A 16712-nucleotide genomic window follows, 5' to 3' on the forward strand; every position below is an offset into this window, starting at 1 on the left:
CCGGTCGGGCTCACTCTTGGTCACCGCCCAAAGTTCTCTGCCTGCGGCCCGGCCGGGGTCCGAGGGCGGGTCACCCGCCCCCGGGGAGTGTGATCAGCTGCAGCCCGAGGTGCCGCCGCAGGTGTTGCACTTCATGCAGGTGCCGTTGCGGACCAGCGTGTAGTTGCCGCATTCGCCGCAGGGATCGCCTTCGAAGCCCTGCATCCGGGCCTTGGTCGAAGCGTCGATCTGCCCCGCGCCCTCGCTGCGACTCGCGACCGTGGTCGCCCCGCCGGTTTCGGGCGCGAGCGTCGCCAGCGCCGCCGAGCGGCCCTCGGGTGCGGCGAAGCCCATGGGCTGGCCGCCGCCCTGCAGCACCACCAGTTCCTGCGGCACCCGCTTGCGCAGATAGCCGGTCGAGCTGATCTGCTTCAGCACCTCGAGCGATTTCGACGCGGCGCTTTCGGTCACCTCCTGGATGTTCGAGGCGCTCTCGGCCTCGCCGCGGCCGATGTCGTCGAAGGTCGCGCCCTCGGGCTTCACATGCGCCAGGTCCGTGCGGTCGAGATAGGAGACCGCCAGTTCCCGGAAGATGTAGTCGAGGATCGAGGTCGCGTTCTTGATCGAGTCGTTGCCCTGCACCATGCCCGCGGGTTCGAACTTGGTGAAGGTGAAGGCGTCGACGAACTCCTCGAGCGGCACGCCGTATTGCAGACCCACGGACACCGCGATGGCGAAGTTGTTCATCATCGCCCGGAAGCCCGCGCCTTCCTTGTGCATGTCGATGAAGATCTCGCCCAGCGAGCCGTCGGAATATTCGCCGGTCCGCAGGTAGACCTTGTGGCCGCCGACCACCGCCTTCTGGGTGTAGCCCTTGCGGCGCTCGGGCATCTTCTCGCGCGCGGCGGCGCGTTCGACTTCCTTGACGATGATCTTCTCGACCACCTTCTCGGCCAGGACCGCGGCCTTCTCGTGGGTCGAGCCGCTCTCCAGCACCTCGGCAGCCTCGTCGTCGTCCTCGACCAGGGCAGCGGCCAGCGGCTGGCTCAGCTTCGAGCCGTCGCGATAGAGCGCATTGGCCTTCACCCCGAGCGACCAGCTCAGTTCATAGGCCTTCTGGCAATCCTCGATGGTGGCGTCATTGGGCATGTTGATCGTCTTGGAGATCGCGCCCGAGATGAAGCTCTGCGCGGCGGCCATCATGCGGATATGGCTTTCCACGCCGAGGTAGCGCTTGCCCTTCTTGCCGCAGGGGTTGGCGCAGTCGAAGACCGGGTAATGCTCTTCCTTCAGGTGCGGCGCGCCTTCGAGGGTCATGGTGCCGCAGACGTGGTCGTTGGCGGCCTCGATCTCGGCCTTGGAGAAGCCGAGGTGACGCAGCAGGTCGAAGGAGGGATCGTTGAGCTTCTCGGCCGGGATGCCGAGGACCTCGCGGCAGAACTCCTCGCCCAGGGTCCACTGGTTGAAGACGAAGCGGATGTCGAAGGCCGAGGCCAGCGCGCCGTCGATCTTCTCGAGCTGGGCCGGGCCGAAGCCATGCCCCACCAGCGAGGTGTGGTTGATGCCCGGCGCGTTGCCGATGGAGCCATGGCCCACCGCATAGGCCACGATCTCCTCGATCTGGGCCGAGGAATAGCCGAGCTTCTCCAGCGCGCCCGGGACCGAGCGGTTGATGATCTTGAAGTAGCCGCCGCCGGCGAGCTTCTTGAACTTCACCAGGGCGAAGTCCGGCTCGATGCCGGTGGTGTCGCAGTCCATCACCAGGCCGATGGTGCCCGTGGGCGCGATCACCGTGGACTGGGCGTTGCGGTAGCCGTGCGCCTCGCCGAGCTTCAGCGCATCGTCCCAGGCCTTCATCGCCAGGTCCACCAGCGTCCCGTCGGGGCAGTTGCCGTGATCGAGCGGCACCGGCTTCACCGCCAGCTCCTCGTAGCCGGTGGTCGCGCCGTAAGCGGCGTTGCGGTGATTGCGCATGACCCGCAGCATGTGGGCCTTGTTGCGCTCGTAGCCCGAGAAGGCGCCCAGCTCGCCCGCGATCTCGGCCGAGGTCGCGTAGGAGACGCCGGTCATCAGCGCGGTCAGCGCACCGCAGAGCGCGCGGCCCTCGTGGCTGTCGTAGCTGAAGCCCATGTTCATCAGGAGCCCGCCGATGTTGGCATAGCCCAGGCCCAGGGTGCGGAAGTCGTAGGAGAGCTGCGCGATCTCCTTCGAGGGGAACTGCGCCATGGTCACCGAGATTTCCAGCGTCAGCGTCCAGAGCCGAGTGGCATGCATGTAGGTCTCGGCGTCGAACTTGCCGTCCTTGAGGAAGGTCAGCAGGTTCATCGAGGCCAGGTTGCAGGCCGTGTCGTCGAGGAACATGTATTCCGAGCAGGGGTTCGAGCCGCGGATCGCGCCGTCCTCGGGGCAGGTGTGCCAGGCGTTCACGGTGTCGTGGAACTGGATGCCGGGATCGGCGCAGGCCCAGGCCGCATGGCCCACCTGCTCCCAGAGCTCGCGCGCCGAGACGGTCTTGGCGACCTTGCCGTCGGTGCGGTTCACCAGCTCCCAGGGCTTGTCCTCGCGGACCGCCTCGAGGAAGGCGTCGGTGACCCGGATCGAGTTGTTCGAGTTCTGGCCCGAGACGCTGGCGTAGGCTTCGCTGTCCCAATCGGTGTTGTAGGTCGGGAACTCGATCGAGGCATAGCCCTGCTTGGCGTAATCCAGCACGCGCTTGACGTAGGTCTCGGGGATCTGCGCGCGCTTGGCCGCCCGCACGGCGGTCTTCAGCGCGGTGTTCACCGCGGGGTCATAGGCCCCGTCCTCGGAGCCGTCGAACTCGCGGATGGCGGCGAAGATGCCGTTCAGCATCTGCTCGTGCATCTTCGAGCCCGCGACGATGGAGGCCACCTTCTGCTCCTCGCGGACCTTCCAGTTGATGAACTCCTCGATGTCCGGGTGATCCGCGTCGCAGATCACCATCTTGGCGGCGCGTCGGGTCGTTCCGCCCGACTTGATTGCGCCCGCCGCCCGGTCGCCGATCTTCAGGAAGCCCATCAGACCGGACGAACGGCCCCCGCCCGACAGGGGTTCGCCCTCAGCCCGAAGGCTGGAGAAATTGGTGCCGGTGCCCGAGCCGTATTTGAACAGCCGCGCCTCGCGGATCCAGAGATCCATGATCCCGCCTTCCTGCACCAGGTCGTCCGAGACCGACTGGATGAAGCAGGCATGGGGCTGCGGGTGCTCGTAAGCCGACTTCGACTTGGTGAGCTTTCCGGTCTTGTAATCCACGTAGTAGTGGCCCTGGCCGGGGCCATCGATGCCATAGGCCCAGTGCAGGCCGGTGTTGAACCACTGCGGCGAGTTCGGCGCCGCGGTCTGGCTGGCGAGCATGTGGCGCATCTCGTCGTAATAGGCGCGGGCGTCTTCCTCGGTGGTGAAGTAGCCGCCCTTCCAGCCCCAGTAGGCCCAGGCGCCGGCGAGCCGGTCGAAGACCTGCTTGGAGGAGGTCTCGCCCTGCCGCTCGGTGGTCTTGGCCGCCGGCTCGGAGCGCCACAGGAACTCGGGCACGTCCTTCTCGGGGACGCGCTTGAGCTCGACCGGGACGCCGGCCTTGCGGAAGTATTTCTGCGCGATCACGTCCGAGGCGACCTGGCTCCACTTGGCCGGCACCTCGACGTCGTCGAGGCGGAAGACGATCTTGCCGTCCGGGTTGCGGATCTCGGATGCGGTGGTCACGAAGTCGATGCCGGCATAGGCATCCTGACCGGCCTTGGTGTAGCGACGTTCGATTTTCATGTTCTGCCTCGTCTCGCGTAATGCCCCATCTCGTCCGGCCCGCGCGGGAGCACACAGAACCTCAGCGCGCGCCGAAGCGGCGTTCCGGGCGCGCGCCGCACGCCCCGCTGGTCTTGCTGATCTTGCCCCTGCGACGGCCCACTAAATCTTGTGGGTTCTGAGCCGGTAGACACCACACTACGTTGGCTGCTCTTCGGGTCAATCAAATTTTTGACGAAGGGCATCTATATTTTGTGTTGACCGAGAGGGGTCACCACAACGGGCGGCGTGGCCTCTCGATTCATCCACAATGGGCCCGCGCCCTCATCCGCTGGTTTTTGGGGTTATCCGTCGGGTTATCCACCTGCCCCCGGGGCCTGTGGACAAGGGCGAAAAACATGGGGAAAACTGGTGCAGGCGCGCGACATTTGCGGATGCGCCCACGCCCGGCGGGCCCGTCTTTCGGCCCTGCCCGCGAATCGCGCAGGCCCGCGAAGGCAGCGGGCCCCATATCTAGGGGGTGCCGCGCGGATGGGCCCCCTGCCCCTAAATCTGGCACATTGCGAAGGGCCCGCCGCCGGAGCGGCCCGAGACATTGGGGTCAGTGATCGCTGGGAGTGGTCGGGGCGGCGAGATTCGAACTCACGACCTTCTGTACCCAAAACAGACGCGCTACCAGGCTGCGCTACGCCCCGAACGGCGCCTGCCTACCCGCAGGCGCGAAGATTGAAAAGAGAGATTATCCCGCGCAGGACCAGGCCGCGCCGGAGATCGCGGGATGGCGCATCTCGCTGCCCGGCGCGATGCCGAGCCGGGCCGCGAGCCCGCCGTTGATCTCGAGCACATATTGCGTGTCGGGCGTGCCGGGGATCGCGGTCTCGTCATGCGGCACGGCATTGGCATGCACCTTCTGCACGACGCCCCGGGCATCGGCGAAGATCAGGTCGAGCGGGATCAGCGTGTTGCGCATCCAGAAGGCGACGGGCTGGGGGTTGTCGTAGACGAAGAGCATCCCGGCGAAACGGTCCATCTCCTCGACATGCATGAGCCCCTGGGCACGCTCGGCGGCGTCATCGGCCACCTCGACCCGGAAGCTCGCCGCGCCGAAATCGCCGCGCAGCGCCAGACGGTCCTGGCGGCAGGTCTCGGCCTGGGCCGCACCGGCCCAAAAAGCCGAGACCGTCAGAAGGGTTAAAGAGACAATGCGCTTTCCCACGCGGCGATCTCCGTTGCCATGCGGCCGCGCTTGCCCTCGACCACCCTGAGGCCGATGGCCTCTCCGGGTTGCAGGTCGGCCAGCCCCGAGCGGCGCAGCACCTCGATGTGAATGAAGACGTCCTCGGGCCGGCCGAAGACATTGGCGAAGCCGAAGCCCTTGTTCTTGTCGAACCATTTCACCCGCCCGGGCTCGAGCGGCGCGGCGCGCAGTTCCTCGGGGTCCATGCCTTCGAAATCGGCAAGCGGCGGCCCCTCGGTTTCCGCGGGCGGTTCGATGTCATGCACGGTGATCGCCTGAAATCCGCGCGGCGTTTCCTGGATGGTGATGTCGACAAGCGCGCCGTCGGCGACGGATGATTGGCCGAAATTCCGCAATACATTCGCATGAAGCAATATGTCGCGATCATCGTTATCGATGACGACGAATCCGAATCCCTTGCCGGGATCGAACCATTTGACCTTGCCGCGAACCCGTCGGCCTACATCAGCGGTCGCCATCTTGAATCTCTTTTTTGTCAGCGTTGCCGCCGAGTTGCGGCGGAGCATGGCGTCTAGATTAACACTACCCCCTCTGCAACCATCCATGTAACGCGAAATGGGTCAAGGTTAAGGCGAAAGCCGCTCTACATTCCACGTTAAATCGATTGCATCGCGTCTCCACACAAAACGGTCGTGCAGTCGGAAAGCCCCGTCGGCCCAGAACTCGATTTCCAGAGGGCGAATCCGAAATCCACCCCAGAATGGCGGACGCGGCGGATTATTGCCATAACGCGCAGTGACGCGGGCCACCTCGGCCATGAGCGCCGAGCGGCTCGACAGCGGCCGCGACTGCTCCGAGGCCCAGGCCCCCATGCGGCTCTTCAGCGAGCGCGAGGCGAAATATTCGTCGGCCTTCTCGCCTTCCTCGCGTTCGGTCAGCCCGCGCACGCGGATCTGCCGGCGCAGCGACTTCCAGTGCATCACGAAGGCGGCCTTGCCGGCCTGGTCGATCTCCTGGGCCTTGGCGCTGCCGTAGTTGGTGTAGAAGACGAAGGCATCCGCCTCGATCTCCTTCAGAAGGACCATGCGGGCGTTGGGCAGCCCCTGGGCATCCACGGTGGAGAGCGCGATGGCATTGGGGTCGTTGACCTCGTGGTCCTCGGCCTCGGCCAGCCACTCCCGCGCAATCGCGAAGGGATCCTCGCCCGCGAATTTTCCCGTTCTGTCACTCATCGCCTGATCCTTTCGTGGGCGGAAGGCCACGCGGGCGAGATCCCGCGCGTCGCTGCCCTTGATGGTCCCTGCCCCATAACCTAAAGGACAGCGAAACAGATGTCGGGTTGGAGAGGGGCGATGTCAAACGGACTTATGGCAGGCAAACGCGGCCTCATCATGGGGCTCGCAAACGACAAATCCATCGCCTGGGGCATCGCGAAGGCCTGCGCGAACGCCGGGGCGGAGCTTGCGTTCTCCTATCAGGGCGAGTCGCTGAAGAAGCGCGTGGGGCCCCTGGCCGAGAGCCTGGGCTCTTCGATCGTGCTGCCCTGCGATGTGGGCGACGAGGCCTCGATCGACGGGCTCTTCGAGGGGCTGGCGCAGGAATGGGATCAGCTGGATTTCATCGTCCATGCGATCGGCTATTCCGACAAGACCCAGCTGCGGGGCCGCTACGTCGACACCACGCGGGACAATTTCGCAATGTCCATGGACATTTCGGTCTATTCCTTCACCGCCGTCATGCAGCGCGCGGCGCGGATGATGACGCAGGGCGGCTCGGCGGTGACGCTGACCTATTACGGCGCCGAGCGGGTCATGCCGCATTACAACGTCATGGGCGTCGCCAAGGCCGCGCTCGAGGCCTCGGTGCGCTACCTCGCCGAGGACCTCGGCAAGGACGGCATCCGCGTCAACGCGCTCTCGGCCGGGCCGATCCGCACGCTCGCGGCCTCGGGCATCGGCGACTTCCGCTACATCATGAAGTGGAATGAGCTGAACTCCCCGCTGCGGCGCAATGTCACCACCGATGACGTGGGCAATTCCGCCCTCTACCTGCTGTCCGACCTCGGCGCGGGCGTCACCGGCGAGACCCATCACGTCGACGCCGGCTATCACGTCGTCGGCATGAAGGCGGTCGACGCCCCGGATATCGAGAAGACGTGACGGAGATGGGCTGGCCCCACCTCCTCGCGTTCACCTTCACGCTTCCGGCCGCCATGGCGGCGCCTGTTCCGGCGCGCATCCCCCTCAACCATCTCGCAGGCGACCTTGTGGTCCGCGCGGGCCATCTGCGCCTCAGGCAAGCGCGCGACCGCGCCGCCGGCGCCGTCCCGGGCGCGCCCGGCCTGCGACTGCTCTTCGACCGATAGGAGACCAAGATGTCCGACCGTCTGCCCCACGAAAAAGGTTTTCACGTCAGCTGGGACCAGCTGCACCGCGACGCCCGCGCGCTGGCCTGGCGGCTGCAGGGCAACGAGCCCGAGGGCGGCTGGCGCGCCGTCGTGGCGATCACCCGCGGCGGCATGGCGCCCGCGATGATCGTCTCGCGCGAGCTCGACATCCGCACCGTCGATACGATCAGCGTGAAAAGCTACAACCACCAGACCCAGGCCGCGCCGCAGATCATCAAGAGCCCCGACGCCGAGGTGGTGGGCGACGGCACCGGCGTCTTGATCGTCGACGACCTCGTCGACACCGGCAAGACGCTCGAGGTGGTGCGCGAGGCCATGCCCAAGGCGCATGTCGCCACGGTCTACGCCAAGCCCAAGGGCCGGCCGATGGTCGACACCTTCATCACCGAGGTCAGCCAGGACACCTGGATCTTCTTCCCCTGGGACATGGCGCTGCAATACGTCAAACCCTACCACGGCACCGACGACTGAGGGCCGCGCCCTTGCGGGCTGTGACCCCCGCGTCTAGACAGCCGAACAGCTAGTTTTCACGACCAACCGGAGGGCCCGATGGCACTCAAGGCCGGCCGCCTGTCCAAAGTCTTCGTCTGGATCCTGATGGGTCTTCTCCTGGTGGGCCTCGCCGGGTTCGGGGCCACCAATCTCTCGGGCACCGCGCGCTCCGTGGGCGCCGTCGGCGACCAGGACATCGGCGTCGACGCCTATGCCCGCGCCATGCAGCAGGAGCTGCGCGCGCTCCAGGCCGAACGCGGCGGCGCGGTGAGCTTCGCCGAAGCCCAGCAGATGGGGCTCGACACCCGCGTGCTGAGCCAGCTGGTGCTGACCCGGGCGCTCGACTGGGAGGCCGAGCGCGTCGGCATCTCGGTGGATGACGACCTGGTGGCCAACGAACTGGCGCAGATCGGCTCCTTCCAGGGCCCCGACGGGCAGTTCAACCGCGAGTCCTACCGCTTCGCGCTGGAGAACGCCGGGCTGACCGAAGGCGAGTTCGAAGAGGATCTGCGCGACGAGGTGTCCCGCACCGTCTTGCAAGCGGGCGTGTTGACCGGGCTCGACATGCCCGCGGCCTATGCCGACACCATCGTGGCCTTCGCCGGCGAGCGGCGCGACCTGAGCTACGCGGTGCTGACCGGCGCCGACCTCGCGACCGGCATCCCCGCCCCGACCGAAGACGAGCTGCGCGCCTTTTACGAGGCGAACATCGACGATTACACCCGCCCCGAGACCAAGCGCGTGACCTATGCCTGGATCACGCCCGAGATGCTGCTCGACAGCGTCGAGGTCCCCGAGGAGACCCTGCGCGAGGCTTATGAAGAGCAATCCGACCGCTTCAACATGCCCGAGCGCCGGCTGGTCGAACGGCTGGTCTTCTCGGACGAGGCCGCCGCCGAAGAGGCCGCCGGGCGCATCTCCGCGGGCGAGACCAGCTTCGAGGAGGTGGTCGAGGCGCGCGGCCTGGCGCTGGCCGACACCGACCTGGGCGAAGTGACCCGCCGCGACCTGGGCGAGGCCGCCGAGCCGGTCTTCACCGCCGAGACCGGCAGTGTCGTGGGCCCCGCGCCCTCGCCGCTTGGTCCCGCGCTCTTCCGCGTCAACGCCGAGCTGGCCGCCGTGGAGACGCCCTTCGAGGAGGCCGTGCCGATGCTGCGCGACACGCTGGTTCTCGACCGCGCGCGCCGGGTGATCGAGTCGCAGGCCGAGAGCTACGACAACGAGCTAGCCGGTGGCGCCACCCTCGAGGAGCTGACCCAGGGCAGCGAGATGCAGCTCGGCCAGATCGACTGGACGCCCCGCACCGACGAGGAGATCGCGGCCTATCCCGCCTTCAACGCCACCGTGCGCGGTGCCGAGCCGGGCGACTATCCCGAGATCGCCGAACTGGGCGACGGCGGCGTCTTCGCGCTGCGCGTCGACGGCATCGACGAGCCCGCGCCGATCCCCTTCGAGGAGGTGCAGAACGCCGTCGAGACCGCCTGGGAAGAGACCCAGGTGACCGAGGGCCTCGAGGCGCTGGCAGAAGATCACGTCGCGGCGCTTGCCGATGGCGCGAGCTTCGAGGAGCTGGGCCTCAGCGCCCGCGAGCTGACCGCGCTCGACCGCAACGCGCGGCGGGACGCCCTGCCCCGCGGCGCGATCCAGGCGGCCTTCGAGACCGAGGAAGGCGGCGCGACCTACGCCAGCGGTGCAGGCCGGGTCGCGGTGCTGCGGACCGACCGGGTGCTGCCCGCCGACATGCAGGACGAGGACGCCAACCGCCTGCGCCAGCGGCTGAACCAGCAGGCACAGGGCGCGCTGGCCGAAGACCTCTTCCGCGCGCTCTCGGCCGACATCCAGTCCCGCGCCGGGGTCACGATCAACCGCGACACGCTGAACGCGGTCAATTCCAACCTGCAGTAAGACCCCAGATGGCCGAACTGACTCCCTCCTTCGCGGACTTCGTGCCGGCCTATGCCGCCGGCCAGAACCAGGTCGTCTACGCGCGGCTCGCGGCCGATCTCGACACGCCGGTCTCGCTGATGCTGAAGCTGACGGGTGCCGCCCGCGACGCCTTCGTGCTGGAATCGGTGACCGGCGGCGAGGTCCGCGGGCGCTATTCGATCATCGGCATGAAGCCCGACCTGGTTTGGCGCTGCGCGGGGGAGACCTCGGAGGTCAACCGCCAGGCGCGGTTCGATGCCGAGGCCTTCGAGCCCATGGAGGGCGCGCCGCTGACCGCGCTGCGCGCGCTTCTGGAGGAGTCGAAGATCGACCTGCCCGAGGAGCTGCCGCAGGCCTCGGCGGGGCTTTTCGGTTACTTGGGCTACGACATGATCCGCCAGGTCGAGGACCTGCCGGACGTCAATCCCGACCCGATCGGCCTGCCCGACGCGACGCTGATGCGCCCTTCGGTCATCGCGGTGCTCGACGGGGTCAAGGGCGAGGTCATCGTGGTCTCGCCGGCCTGGGTCTCCTCGGGGCAATCGGCGCGCGCGGCCTATGCGCAGGCCGCCGAACGGGTGATGGACGCGGTGCGCGACCTCGAACGCGCGCTGCCGCAGCAGGCTCGCACGCTGGGCGACGCGGCGGAGTTGGGAACGCCGGTCTCGAACTTCACCCACGAGGGCTACAAGGAGGCCGTCGCCCGCGCGAAGGAATACATCCGCGCCGGCGACATCTTCCAGGTCGTGCCCTCGCAGCGTTGGACGCAGGAATTTCCCCTGCCGCCCTTCGCGCTCTATCGCTCGCTGCGGCGGACGAACCCTTCGCCCTTCATGTTCTACTTCAACTTCGGCGGCTTCCAGGTGGTGGGCGCCAGCCCGGAAATCCTGGTCCGGGTCTTCGGCCGCGAGGTGACGATCCGCCCGATCGCGGGCACACGGCCGCGCGGCGCGACCCCCGCCGAGGACCTGGCGCTCGAGGCCGACCTCCTGGCCGACGAGAAGGAGCGCGCCGAACACCTGATGCTGCTCGACCTCGGGCGCAACGACACGGGGCGGGTGTCGAAGATCGGCACCGTGCGCCCGACCGAGCAATTCGTGATCGAGCGCTACAGCCACGTCATGCACATCGTGTCGAACGTGGTGGGCGAGCTGGCCGAGGACCAGGACGCGCTCTCGGCGCTGCTGGCGGGCCTGCCGGCGGGCACGGTCTCGGGGGCGCCCAAGGTGCGCGCCATGCAGATCATCGACGAGCTCGAGCCCGAGAAGCGCGGCGTCTACGGCGGCGGGCTGGGGTATTTCTCGGCCGGTGGCGACATGGACATGTGCATCGCGCTGCGCACGGCGGTGATCAAGGACGGCAAGCTCTATATCCAGGCCGGTGGCGGCGTGGTGCACGACAGCGACCCCGAGGCGGAATACCAGGAGACGGTGCACAAATCGAACGCCATCCGCCGGGCCGCCGCCGATGCCGCGCGCTTCACCGGGGCGGGCAACAGCTAGGCGCGGGGCGCGCAGGCGACTTTGCCGAGAACAGGACCGCGCGCGTGCTGCCTCATGCCGCGCGCTGCAGCGAACGCCTGACCATTTTCTCAGAAAAAACGGGCCCCGAAGGGCCCGCCATTCAACGGTAAATCCCGATCCCGCCTTAGCGCAGGACCCGGCGCAGGCCCCTGCCCGCCCGTTCAGGACACCTTGCTGTAACCGCGGATCCGCTCGACCATGGCGCGCAGCCCGTTCGAGCGCTGCGCCGAGAGGTGATCGTTCAGCCCCAGCCGGCCCAGCTCGGCGCGGGCGTCGACGGTCTCGACCTCCTCGACCTTCAGCCCGTCGTAGAGCCGGCGCAGGACCGCGATCAGCCCGCGCACGATCATCGCGTCGCTGTCGCCCTCGAAGTGGAAGCGCCCAGACTCGACCCGGGGGTGCAGCCAGACCTGGCTGGCGCAGCCCTCGACCTTGGTCGCGGGCACCTTCAGCGCATCGTCGAGCGGGTCCATGTCGCGGCCCATCTCGATCACCATGCGGTAGCGATCTTCCCAATCCTCGAGGAACTCGAAATCCTCGACCACCTCTTCGAAGGCCGGCTGTGCCATCCTGTCATCGTCCTTGCTGCCGGAATGTCTGTTTGATGCAGACCTATGCGCCCGCATGGCGCGCGTCCAGTGCATGGCTTGGGCTTTTCACGCGGGCGCAAACAGGCTAGTCCGTTGGAAACAGGGATCGAGGGGCCCGCCATGGCGTTCAATGCGTTGAGAAAACCGGTAATCGTCTGCCTCGTCGCGGGGCTGACGCTGAGCGCCTGCGGCACGCGGCTCAATCCCTTCAACTGGTTCGGTCCGGCGCGCTCGGTCCCCGTCGAGGCGGGCAGCGAGACCAATCCCCTGATCCCCGCGCGGCGCGCCTCGGTCTTCCGCACCGAACGCGAAGAGGTCTACCTCGGCCAGCCCATCGCGGAGCTCTCGGACCTCACCATCGAGCGCCGTCCCGGCGGCGCCATCGTGCGCGCCAGCGGCATCGCCCGGGTGCCGGGCCGCTACGAGGCGCAGCTGACGCCGATCGAGGCGGAAAGCACCGGCGGACGGCTGGTCTACGCGCTCGAGGTGCGGCTCTACCGCAGTTCGGCGGGCACCGGCCCCAAGGCGCGGCGGGTGACCGTGGCGACCTTCCTGACCGACCAGGAGCTCTCCGAGGTCGCCGAGATCGAGGTCCGCAGCGCGAGCAACGCGCTCGCGACGCGGCGCTGAGGGCGGCAGGCTTTCGGACAACGTGAAACGCGCGCCCGAGGATCGGAGCGCGCGTTTTTTGTTCTGGGGATGTCTGAGGGCGTCCGGCGGTCACGCGGCAGAGAAAAGCGACGTCCTCCGAGACCCGGCCCGCGCAGGTCCGCCAAGGCGGGCTCCCGCGCCCATCAAAGCTCGATCACGTCGATCTTGCTGCCCTTGGCGGCCAGCGCGATCTGGCCTTCGCAGAGCCGCAGCGCATCCGCCCCGAACAGCTCGCGCCGCCAGCCCTTGAGCGCGGCCACGTCGCGCTCGCCGCTGGCGATGGCGTCAAGTTCCGCCGAGGGCGCCACCAGCTTCGGGGCCACGCCCGAGCTTTCGGTCCGCGCTTTCAGGAGCACGCGCAGAAGATCCGCCAGCGCCGGGTTCACCTGGGCCTTGTCGCGGCCCTCCTGGACCTCGGGCAGCTCTTCCTTGGGCATCTCCTGGGCCTGTTTCACCGCCGCGAGGATGCCCTCGGCGATGTCGCCGCGCCGCGCCTCGCGCAGAAGCAGCCGCGAGCGGCCAAGGTCGCTGTGGCTCGCGGGCTTGGTCGCCGCCAGCTCCAGCAGCGCGTCGTCCTTGTAGACCCGGCTGCGCGGCACGTTGCGCTCCTGCGCATAGGCCTCGCGGAAGCGCGCCAGCTCGCGCACCACCGCCAGAAAGCGCGGCGAGGTGTTGCGCGTCTTGACCCGGCGCCAGGCCTCGGCGGGCCGGGTCACATAGGTCTCGGGATCGGTGAGCTGGGCCAGCTCCTCGGCGACCCAGCGGTGCCGCCCGGTGTCGCGCAGCTTTTTCTCGAGGAACTCGTAGATCTTGCGCAGATGGGTCACATCGGCCAGCGCATAGGTCTTTTGCGCCTCGGTCAGCGGGCGCCGCGACCAGTCGGTGAAGCGCGAGGACTTGTCGAGGCTCGCCCGCGCGATGCGCTTGACCAGCGTCTCGTAGCCGACCTGTTCGCCGAAGCCGCAGACCATGGCCGCGACCTGGGTGTCGAAGAGCGGCTCGGGGATCACCCCGTAGTCGACGCAGAAGATCTCGAGGTCCTGCCGCGCGGCGTGGAAGACCTTGACCACCGAGGTGTCCCGGAAGAGCGCGACCAGGGGATCGAGCGACAGGCCCTCCTCCAGCGGGTCGACCAGCACCGCGTCGCCCTCCTCCTCGCCGGGGATGGCGAGCTGCACCAGGCAGAGCTTGGAGTAATAGGTGCGTTCGCGCAGGAACTCGGTGTCGACGGTGACGTAAGGGGCGGCCTTGGCGCGATCGCAGAACGCGGCGAGGTCTTCGGTCCGGGTGATCGTCTGCATCGCGGCCTTTCTTGATCGGAGATTGCAGCGGACACTACCCTACATGGCGCCGGGCGCAATGCGCCAGCGCCGGGCGGCGCGCTGGGGGGCTCAGGGGTGCATCAGGGAAACATCACCGGGCGCCGGTCGCCCGCGGCGAAGCGGGCCAGCACCGCGGGATAAAGCCGGTGCTCCTGTTCGAGCACCCGGGCGGCCAGGTCTTCGGGCGTGTCGCCGGGGGTCACGGGCACCCGCGCCTGGCCGAGGATCGGCCCGTCGTCGAGCGCCGGCGTGACCTCGTGCACGGTGCAGCCGTGTTCGCTGTCGCCGGCGGCCAGGGCGCGGGCATGGGTTTCGAGCCCGCGATATTTCGGCAGAAGCGAGGGGTGGATGTTCAGCATCCGGCCCTGCCAGCGGCTCACGAAACCCTCGGTCAGGACCCGCATGAAGCCCGCGAGGCAGAGGATGTCCGGCGCCGCCGCCTCGAGCTTGTCCTGCAGCGCCGCCTCGAAGGCCGCCCGGTCGCCCTTGTAGGGCCGGTGGTCCACCGCGGCCGTGGGGATGCCCATGGCGCGGGCCTTCTCGAGCCCGCCCGCGGTCTCGGAATTGGCCATGACCAGAACGGGGCGCGCGGGGTGATCGCCGGACATGCTTTCGGCCAGCGCCTGCATGTTCGACCCGCCGCCCGAGATCAGGATCGCGACACGCTTCATGCAAGCTGGCCCGCGTAGCGGATGCCCGCGCCCGCGACCACGGTGCCGAGCCGGGTGACCCGCTCCTCGGCTTCCTCGAGAAGCGCGCTCAATTCCTCGGCGCGGTCGGGATCGACCACCAGCACCATGCCGATGCCGCAGTTGAAGGTCTTGAGCATCTCGGCCTGGTCCATGCGGCCCTGCGCCTGCAGCCAGGCGAAGACATCGGGCAGCGCGAAGGCGTCGAGGTTCACCTCGGCACCGAGCCCCTCGGGCAGAACGCGCGGCAGGTTCTCGGTCAGCCCGCCGCCGGTGATATGCGCGAGCCCGTGCACCCCGCCCGCGCGGACCGCCGCCAGGGCCGGGGTCACATAGAGCCGCGTCGGCGCGAGCAGCGCCGCGCCCAGCGTGCCCTCGCCCCAGGGGCAGGCCGCGCCCCAGTCGAGCCCCGAGGCCTCGACCAGCTTGCGCACCAGGCTGTAGCCGTTGGAATGCACCCCGTTCGAGGCGAGCCCCAGCAGGACGTCGCCCTCGGAGACCCCCTCTGGCAGCGCGGTGCCGCGCTCCATGGCGCCCACCGCAAAACCCGCGAGGTCGAAATCCCCGGCCGGATACATGCCCGGCATCTCGGCGGTCTCGCCGCCGATCAGCGCGGTATTGGCCGCCTCGCAGCCCTGGGCGATGCCCTCGATCACCCGCGCCGCGGCCTCGATCTCGAGCTTGCCGGTGGCGAAATAATCCAGGAAGAACAGCGGCTCGGCGCCCTGGCAGACCAGGTCGTTCACGCACATGGCGACAAGGTCGATGCCGACGCTGTCGTAATAGCCGGTGTCGATGGCGATGCGCAGCTTGGTGCCCACCCCGTCGGTCGCGGCGACAAGGACCGGATCCTCGTAGCCCGCCGCCTTCAGATCAAATAGCGCGCCGAAGCCGCCGAGCCCGGCCATGGTGCCGGGCCGATCGGTGCGCTTGGCCGCCGGTTTGATCCGTTCGACAAGCGCGTTGCCGGCGTCGATATCGACGCCCGCATCGGCATAGGTGACGCTGTTCTTGCCCTCGCTCATCGGCGGCCCCCGGGTAACGGTTCTTGTCTCGATGCCGCAGGCGATAGCCCATCGCCCCGGGCGCTGCAACGACACGCTTGACGCCCCCCGCGCGTCTGGGTAGCCCGATCCCGCTGGGGGCCTGTAGCTCAATTGGTTAGAGCAGAGCGCTCATAACGCTTTGGTTGCGGGTTCAAGTCCTGCCGGGCCTACCAGCTTTCACTGGTTATGGTGGGGCTGGAAGGCTCTTTTGCGGGTTTCGCTTGGGGTCAGTGAGCATCTTGAGAAAGGCACACAGACGGCCCGGAACAGACATTCGCAAAGAGGGGCATCGCTGCGAAGCGGCTTCTCCGAACCGGACGTTGGGGGATAGCGCAGAATTTCTACCGCCCGGATGACCGCCGTGCGGGCAGAACTGCCGTTCGTCGCATGCGCTCATGGGGACTGAAAGCGGTAACGAGCTATTCTAACGGTCCTATCGGGTCACGACTGATGTCACCAGTGAATGCCTCAACCCGCGCATTAACTGCAGAAAGGTAGTCCGTCGCAGCCCCAAGGGCCGTGGCGCAAAGGCCAAGCTGAAAGGGAGAGGGAGATTCGAACGAAATCATCTGCTCTTCTGCCCGGAGTAGACTTACAGGGTGAGAGTGGACGTGGTTTGAGAAATAGGAGTGCAGGAATTCGAAGGTGTTCAAATCGAAGCCCGCTTCCCGTACCGCGCCCCGCACCCCGTTTAAGAACGCGGTCTGTCCCTTCTTGAGCTCGTCCCGGCGTTCAGGGGCGATATTAAGTTCGTTGCACCGTTTCTCGATTACGGACAGAAGGCTGCGTTTAATCTCGTCGTAGTTCTCGAAAAAGGGCGGCTTAGGGCCCCCGCCCTGCGCCTTGCCCAACGACGTGAGGAAGCGCTTTCGGTTGGTGAGGTCATGTAAGAAAAGGATGTGGCGGCGCAGGTCCCACTGTGGAAGCGTAAGTGATGGTTCCGACAGGTATTGAGTCATTATGCCAGAGTCGACGACACATCGCGCAAGGGCGGTGACCTGCTCCCCTGAAAAATCCGCGGTTTGAAGTTAGCCTGTTCTCCAAACGAGGAGACAGACGATGCGGAAAAGCCGTTTCAGCGAAGAGCAGATCATTGGCATCCTGAAGGAGCACCAGGCCGGCATAGGGGCCAA

Annotated in this window: 14 protein-coding genes and 2 tRNA genes; 6 read left to right on the forward strand and 10 right to left on the reverse strand. The window is 67.4% G+C overall.

Going from position 1 to position 16712, the window contains the following annotated elements; all coding sequences use genetic code 11:
- Nucleotides 1-93: 93 nt before the first annotated feature.
- The 5 genes from ACX938_RS17300 to pdxH form a co-directional block, all read right to left on the reverse strand.
- Nucleotides 94-3756 (reverse strand): vitamin B12-dependent ribonucleotide reductase, encoded by a 3663-nt coding sequence (locus ACX938_RS17300; protein WP_459431974.1) that lies wholly within the window; start codon nt 3754-3756, stop codon nt 94-96.
- Nucleotides 3757-4353: 597 nt separating this feature from the next.
- Nucleotides 4354-4430, reverse strand: a tRNA-Pro gene (locus ACX938_RS17305).
- A 44-nt stretch (nt 4431-4474) separates the two neighbouring features.
- Complete coding sequence (locus ACX938_RS17310) at nt 4475-4951, reverse strand: DUF192 domain-containing protein (protein ID WP_459431975.1); 477 nt, start codon at nt 4949-4951, stop codon at nt 4475-4477.
- The gene (locus ACX938_RS17315) at nt 4927-5451 is read right to left on the reverse strand and encodes a cold-shock protein (RefSeq protein ID WP_232753051.1); all 525 of its coding nucleotides are present in this window, start codon (nt 5449-5451) and stop codon (nt 4927-4929) included. The genes ACX938_RS17310 and ACX938_RS17315 overlap by 25 nt, the downstream gene beginning before the upstream one ends.
- Before the next feature lie 108 nt (nt 5452-5559).
- Nucleotides 5560-6195, reverse strand: a complete 636-nt coding sequence (gene pdxH, locus ACX938_RS17320; protein ID WP_459431976.1) for a pyridoxamine 5'-phosphate oxidase — start codon at nt 6193-6195, stop codon at nt 5560-5562.
- A gap of 90 nt (nt 6196-6285) precedes the next feature.
- On the opposite strand from pdxH, the gene fabI reads away from it, so the two are divergent.
- The 4 genes from fabI (at nt 6286) to trpE (ending at nt 11260) form a co-directional block, all read left to right on the forward strand.
- Nucleotides 6286-7092 (forward strand): enoyl-ACP reductase FabI, encoded by an 807-nt coding sequence (gene fabI, locus ACX938_RS17325; protein ID WP_232753053.1) that lies wholly within the window; start codon nt 6286-6288, stop codon nt 7090-7092.
- A 215-nt stretch (nt 7093-7307) separates the two neighbouring features.
- Nucleotides 7308-7811: a xanthine phosphoribosyltransferase gene (gpt, locus tag ACX938_RS17330; RefSeq protein ID WP_232753055.1), complete on the forward strand. Its 504-nt coding sequence runs from the start codon at nt 7308-7310 to the stop codon at nt 7809-7811.
- A gap of 78 nt (nt 7812-7889) precedes the next feature.
- Entirely contained in the window at nt 7890-9737 is a 1848-nt protein-coding gene (locus ACX938_RS17335) for a peptidylprolyl isomerase (RefSeq protein ID WP_459431977.1), read from the forward strand.
- An 8-nt stretch (nt 9738-9745) separates the two neighbouring features.
- Nucleotides 9746-11260, forward strand: coding sequence for an anthranilate synthase component I (gene trpE, locus ACX938_RS17340; RefSeq protein ID WP_459431978.1), 1515 nt, complete (start codon nt 9746-9748; stop codon nt 11258-11260).
- Nucleotides 11261-11442: 182 nt separating this feature from the next.
- Here trpE and ACX938_RS17345 read toward each other — a convergent pair whose 3' ends face one another.
- Nucleotides 11443-11850, reverse strand: a complete 408-nt coding sequence (locus ACX938_RS17345) for a SufE family protein (protein ID WP_459431979.1) — start codon at nt 11848-11850, stop codon at nt 11443-11445.
- A gap of 156 nt (nt 11851-12006) precedes the next feature.
- On the opposite strand from ACX938_RS17345, the gene ACX938_RS17350 reads away from it, so the two are divergent.
- Entirely contained in the window at nt 12007-12501 is a 495-nt protein-coding gene (locus tag ACX938_RS17350; RefSeq protein ID WP_459431980.1) for a hypothetical protein, read from the forward strand.
- A 164-nt stretch (nt 12502-12665) separates the two neighbouring features.
- On the opposite strand, the gene rnd is transcribed toward ACX938_RS17350, so the two are convergent.
- The 3 genes from rnd to purM all read right to left on the reverse strand — a co-directional run bounded on the left by rnd (nt 12666) and on the right by purM (nt 15558).
- A complete protein-coding gene (gene rnd, locus ACX938_RS17355) occupies nt 12666-13823 on the reverse strand; it encodes a ribonuclease D (RefSeq protein ID WP_459431981.1) in 1158 nt (385 codons plus the stop codon).
- Between the two features lie 101 nt (nt 13824-13924).
- A complete protein-coding gene (gene purN / locus ACX938_RS17360; RefSeq protein WP_459431982.1) occupies nt 13925-14515 on the reverse strand; it encodes a phosphoribosylglycinamide formyltransferase in 591 nt (196 codons plus the stop codon).
- Nucleotides 14512-15558 (reverse strand): phosphoribosylformylglycinamidine cyclo-ligase, encoded by a 1047-nt coding sequence (gene purM, locus ACX938_RS17365; RefSeq protein ID WP_459431983.1) that lies wholly within the window; start codon nt 15556-15558, stop codon nt 14512-14514. The genes purN and purM overlap by 4 nt, the downstream gene beginning before the upstream one ends.
- A gap of 117 nt (nt 15559-15675) precedes the next feature.
- On the opposite strand from purM, the gene ACX938_RS17370 reads away from it, so the two are divergent.
- Nucleotides 15676-15752, forward strand: a tRNA-Ile gene (locus tag ACX938_RS17370).
- 246 nt (nt 15753-15998) lie between these two features.
- On the opposite strand, the gene ACX938_RS17375 is transcribed toward ACX938_RS17370, so the two are convergent.
- A complete protein-coding gene (locus tag ACX938_RS17375; RefSeq protein WP_459431984.1) occupies nt 15999-16538 on the reverse strand; it encodes a hypothetical protein in 540 nt (179 codons plus the stop codon).
- Nucleotides 16539-16712: the final 174 nt, after the last annotated feature.

This window comes from Roseivivax sp., from assembly GCF_054552075.1.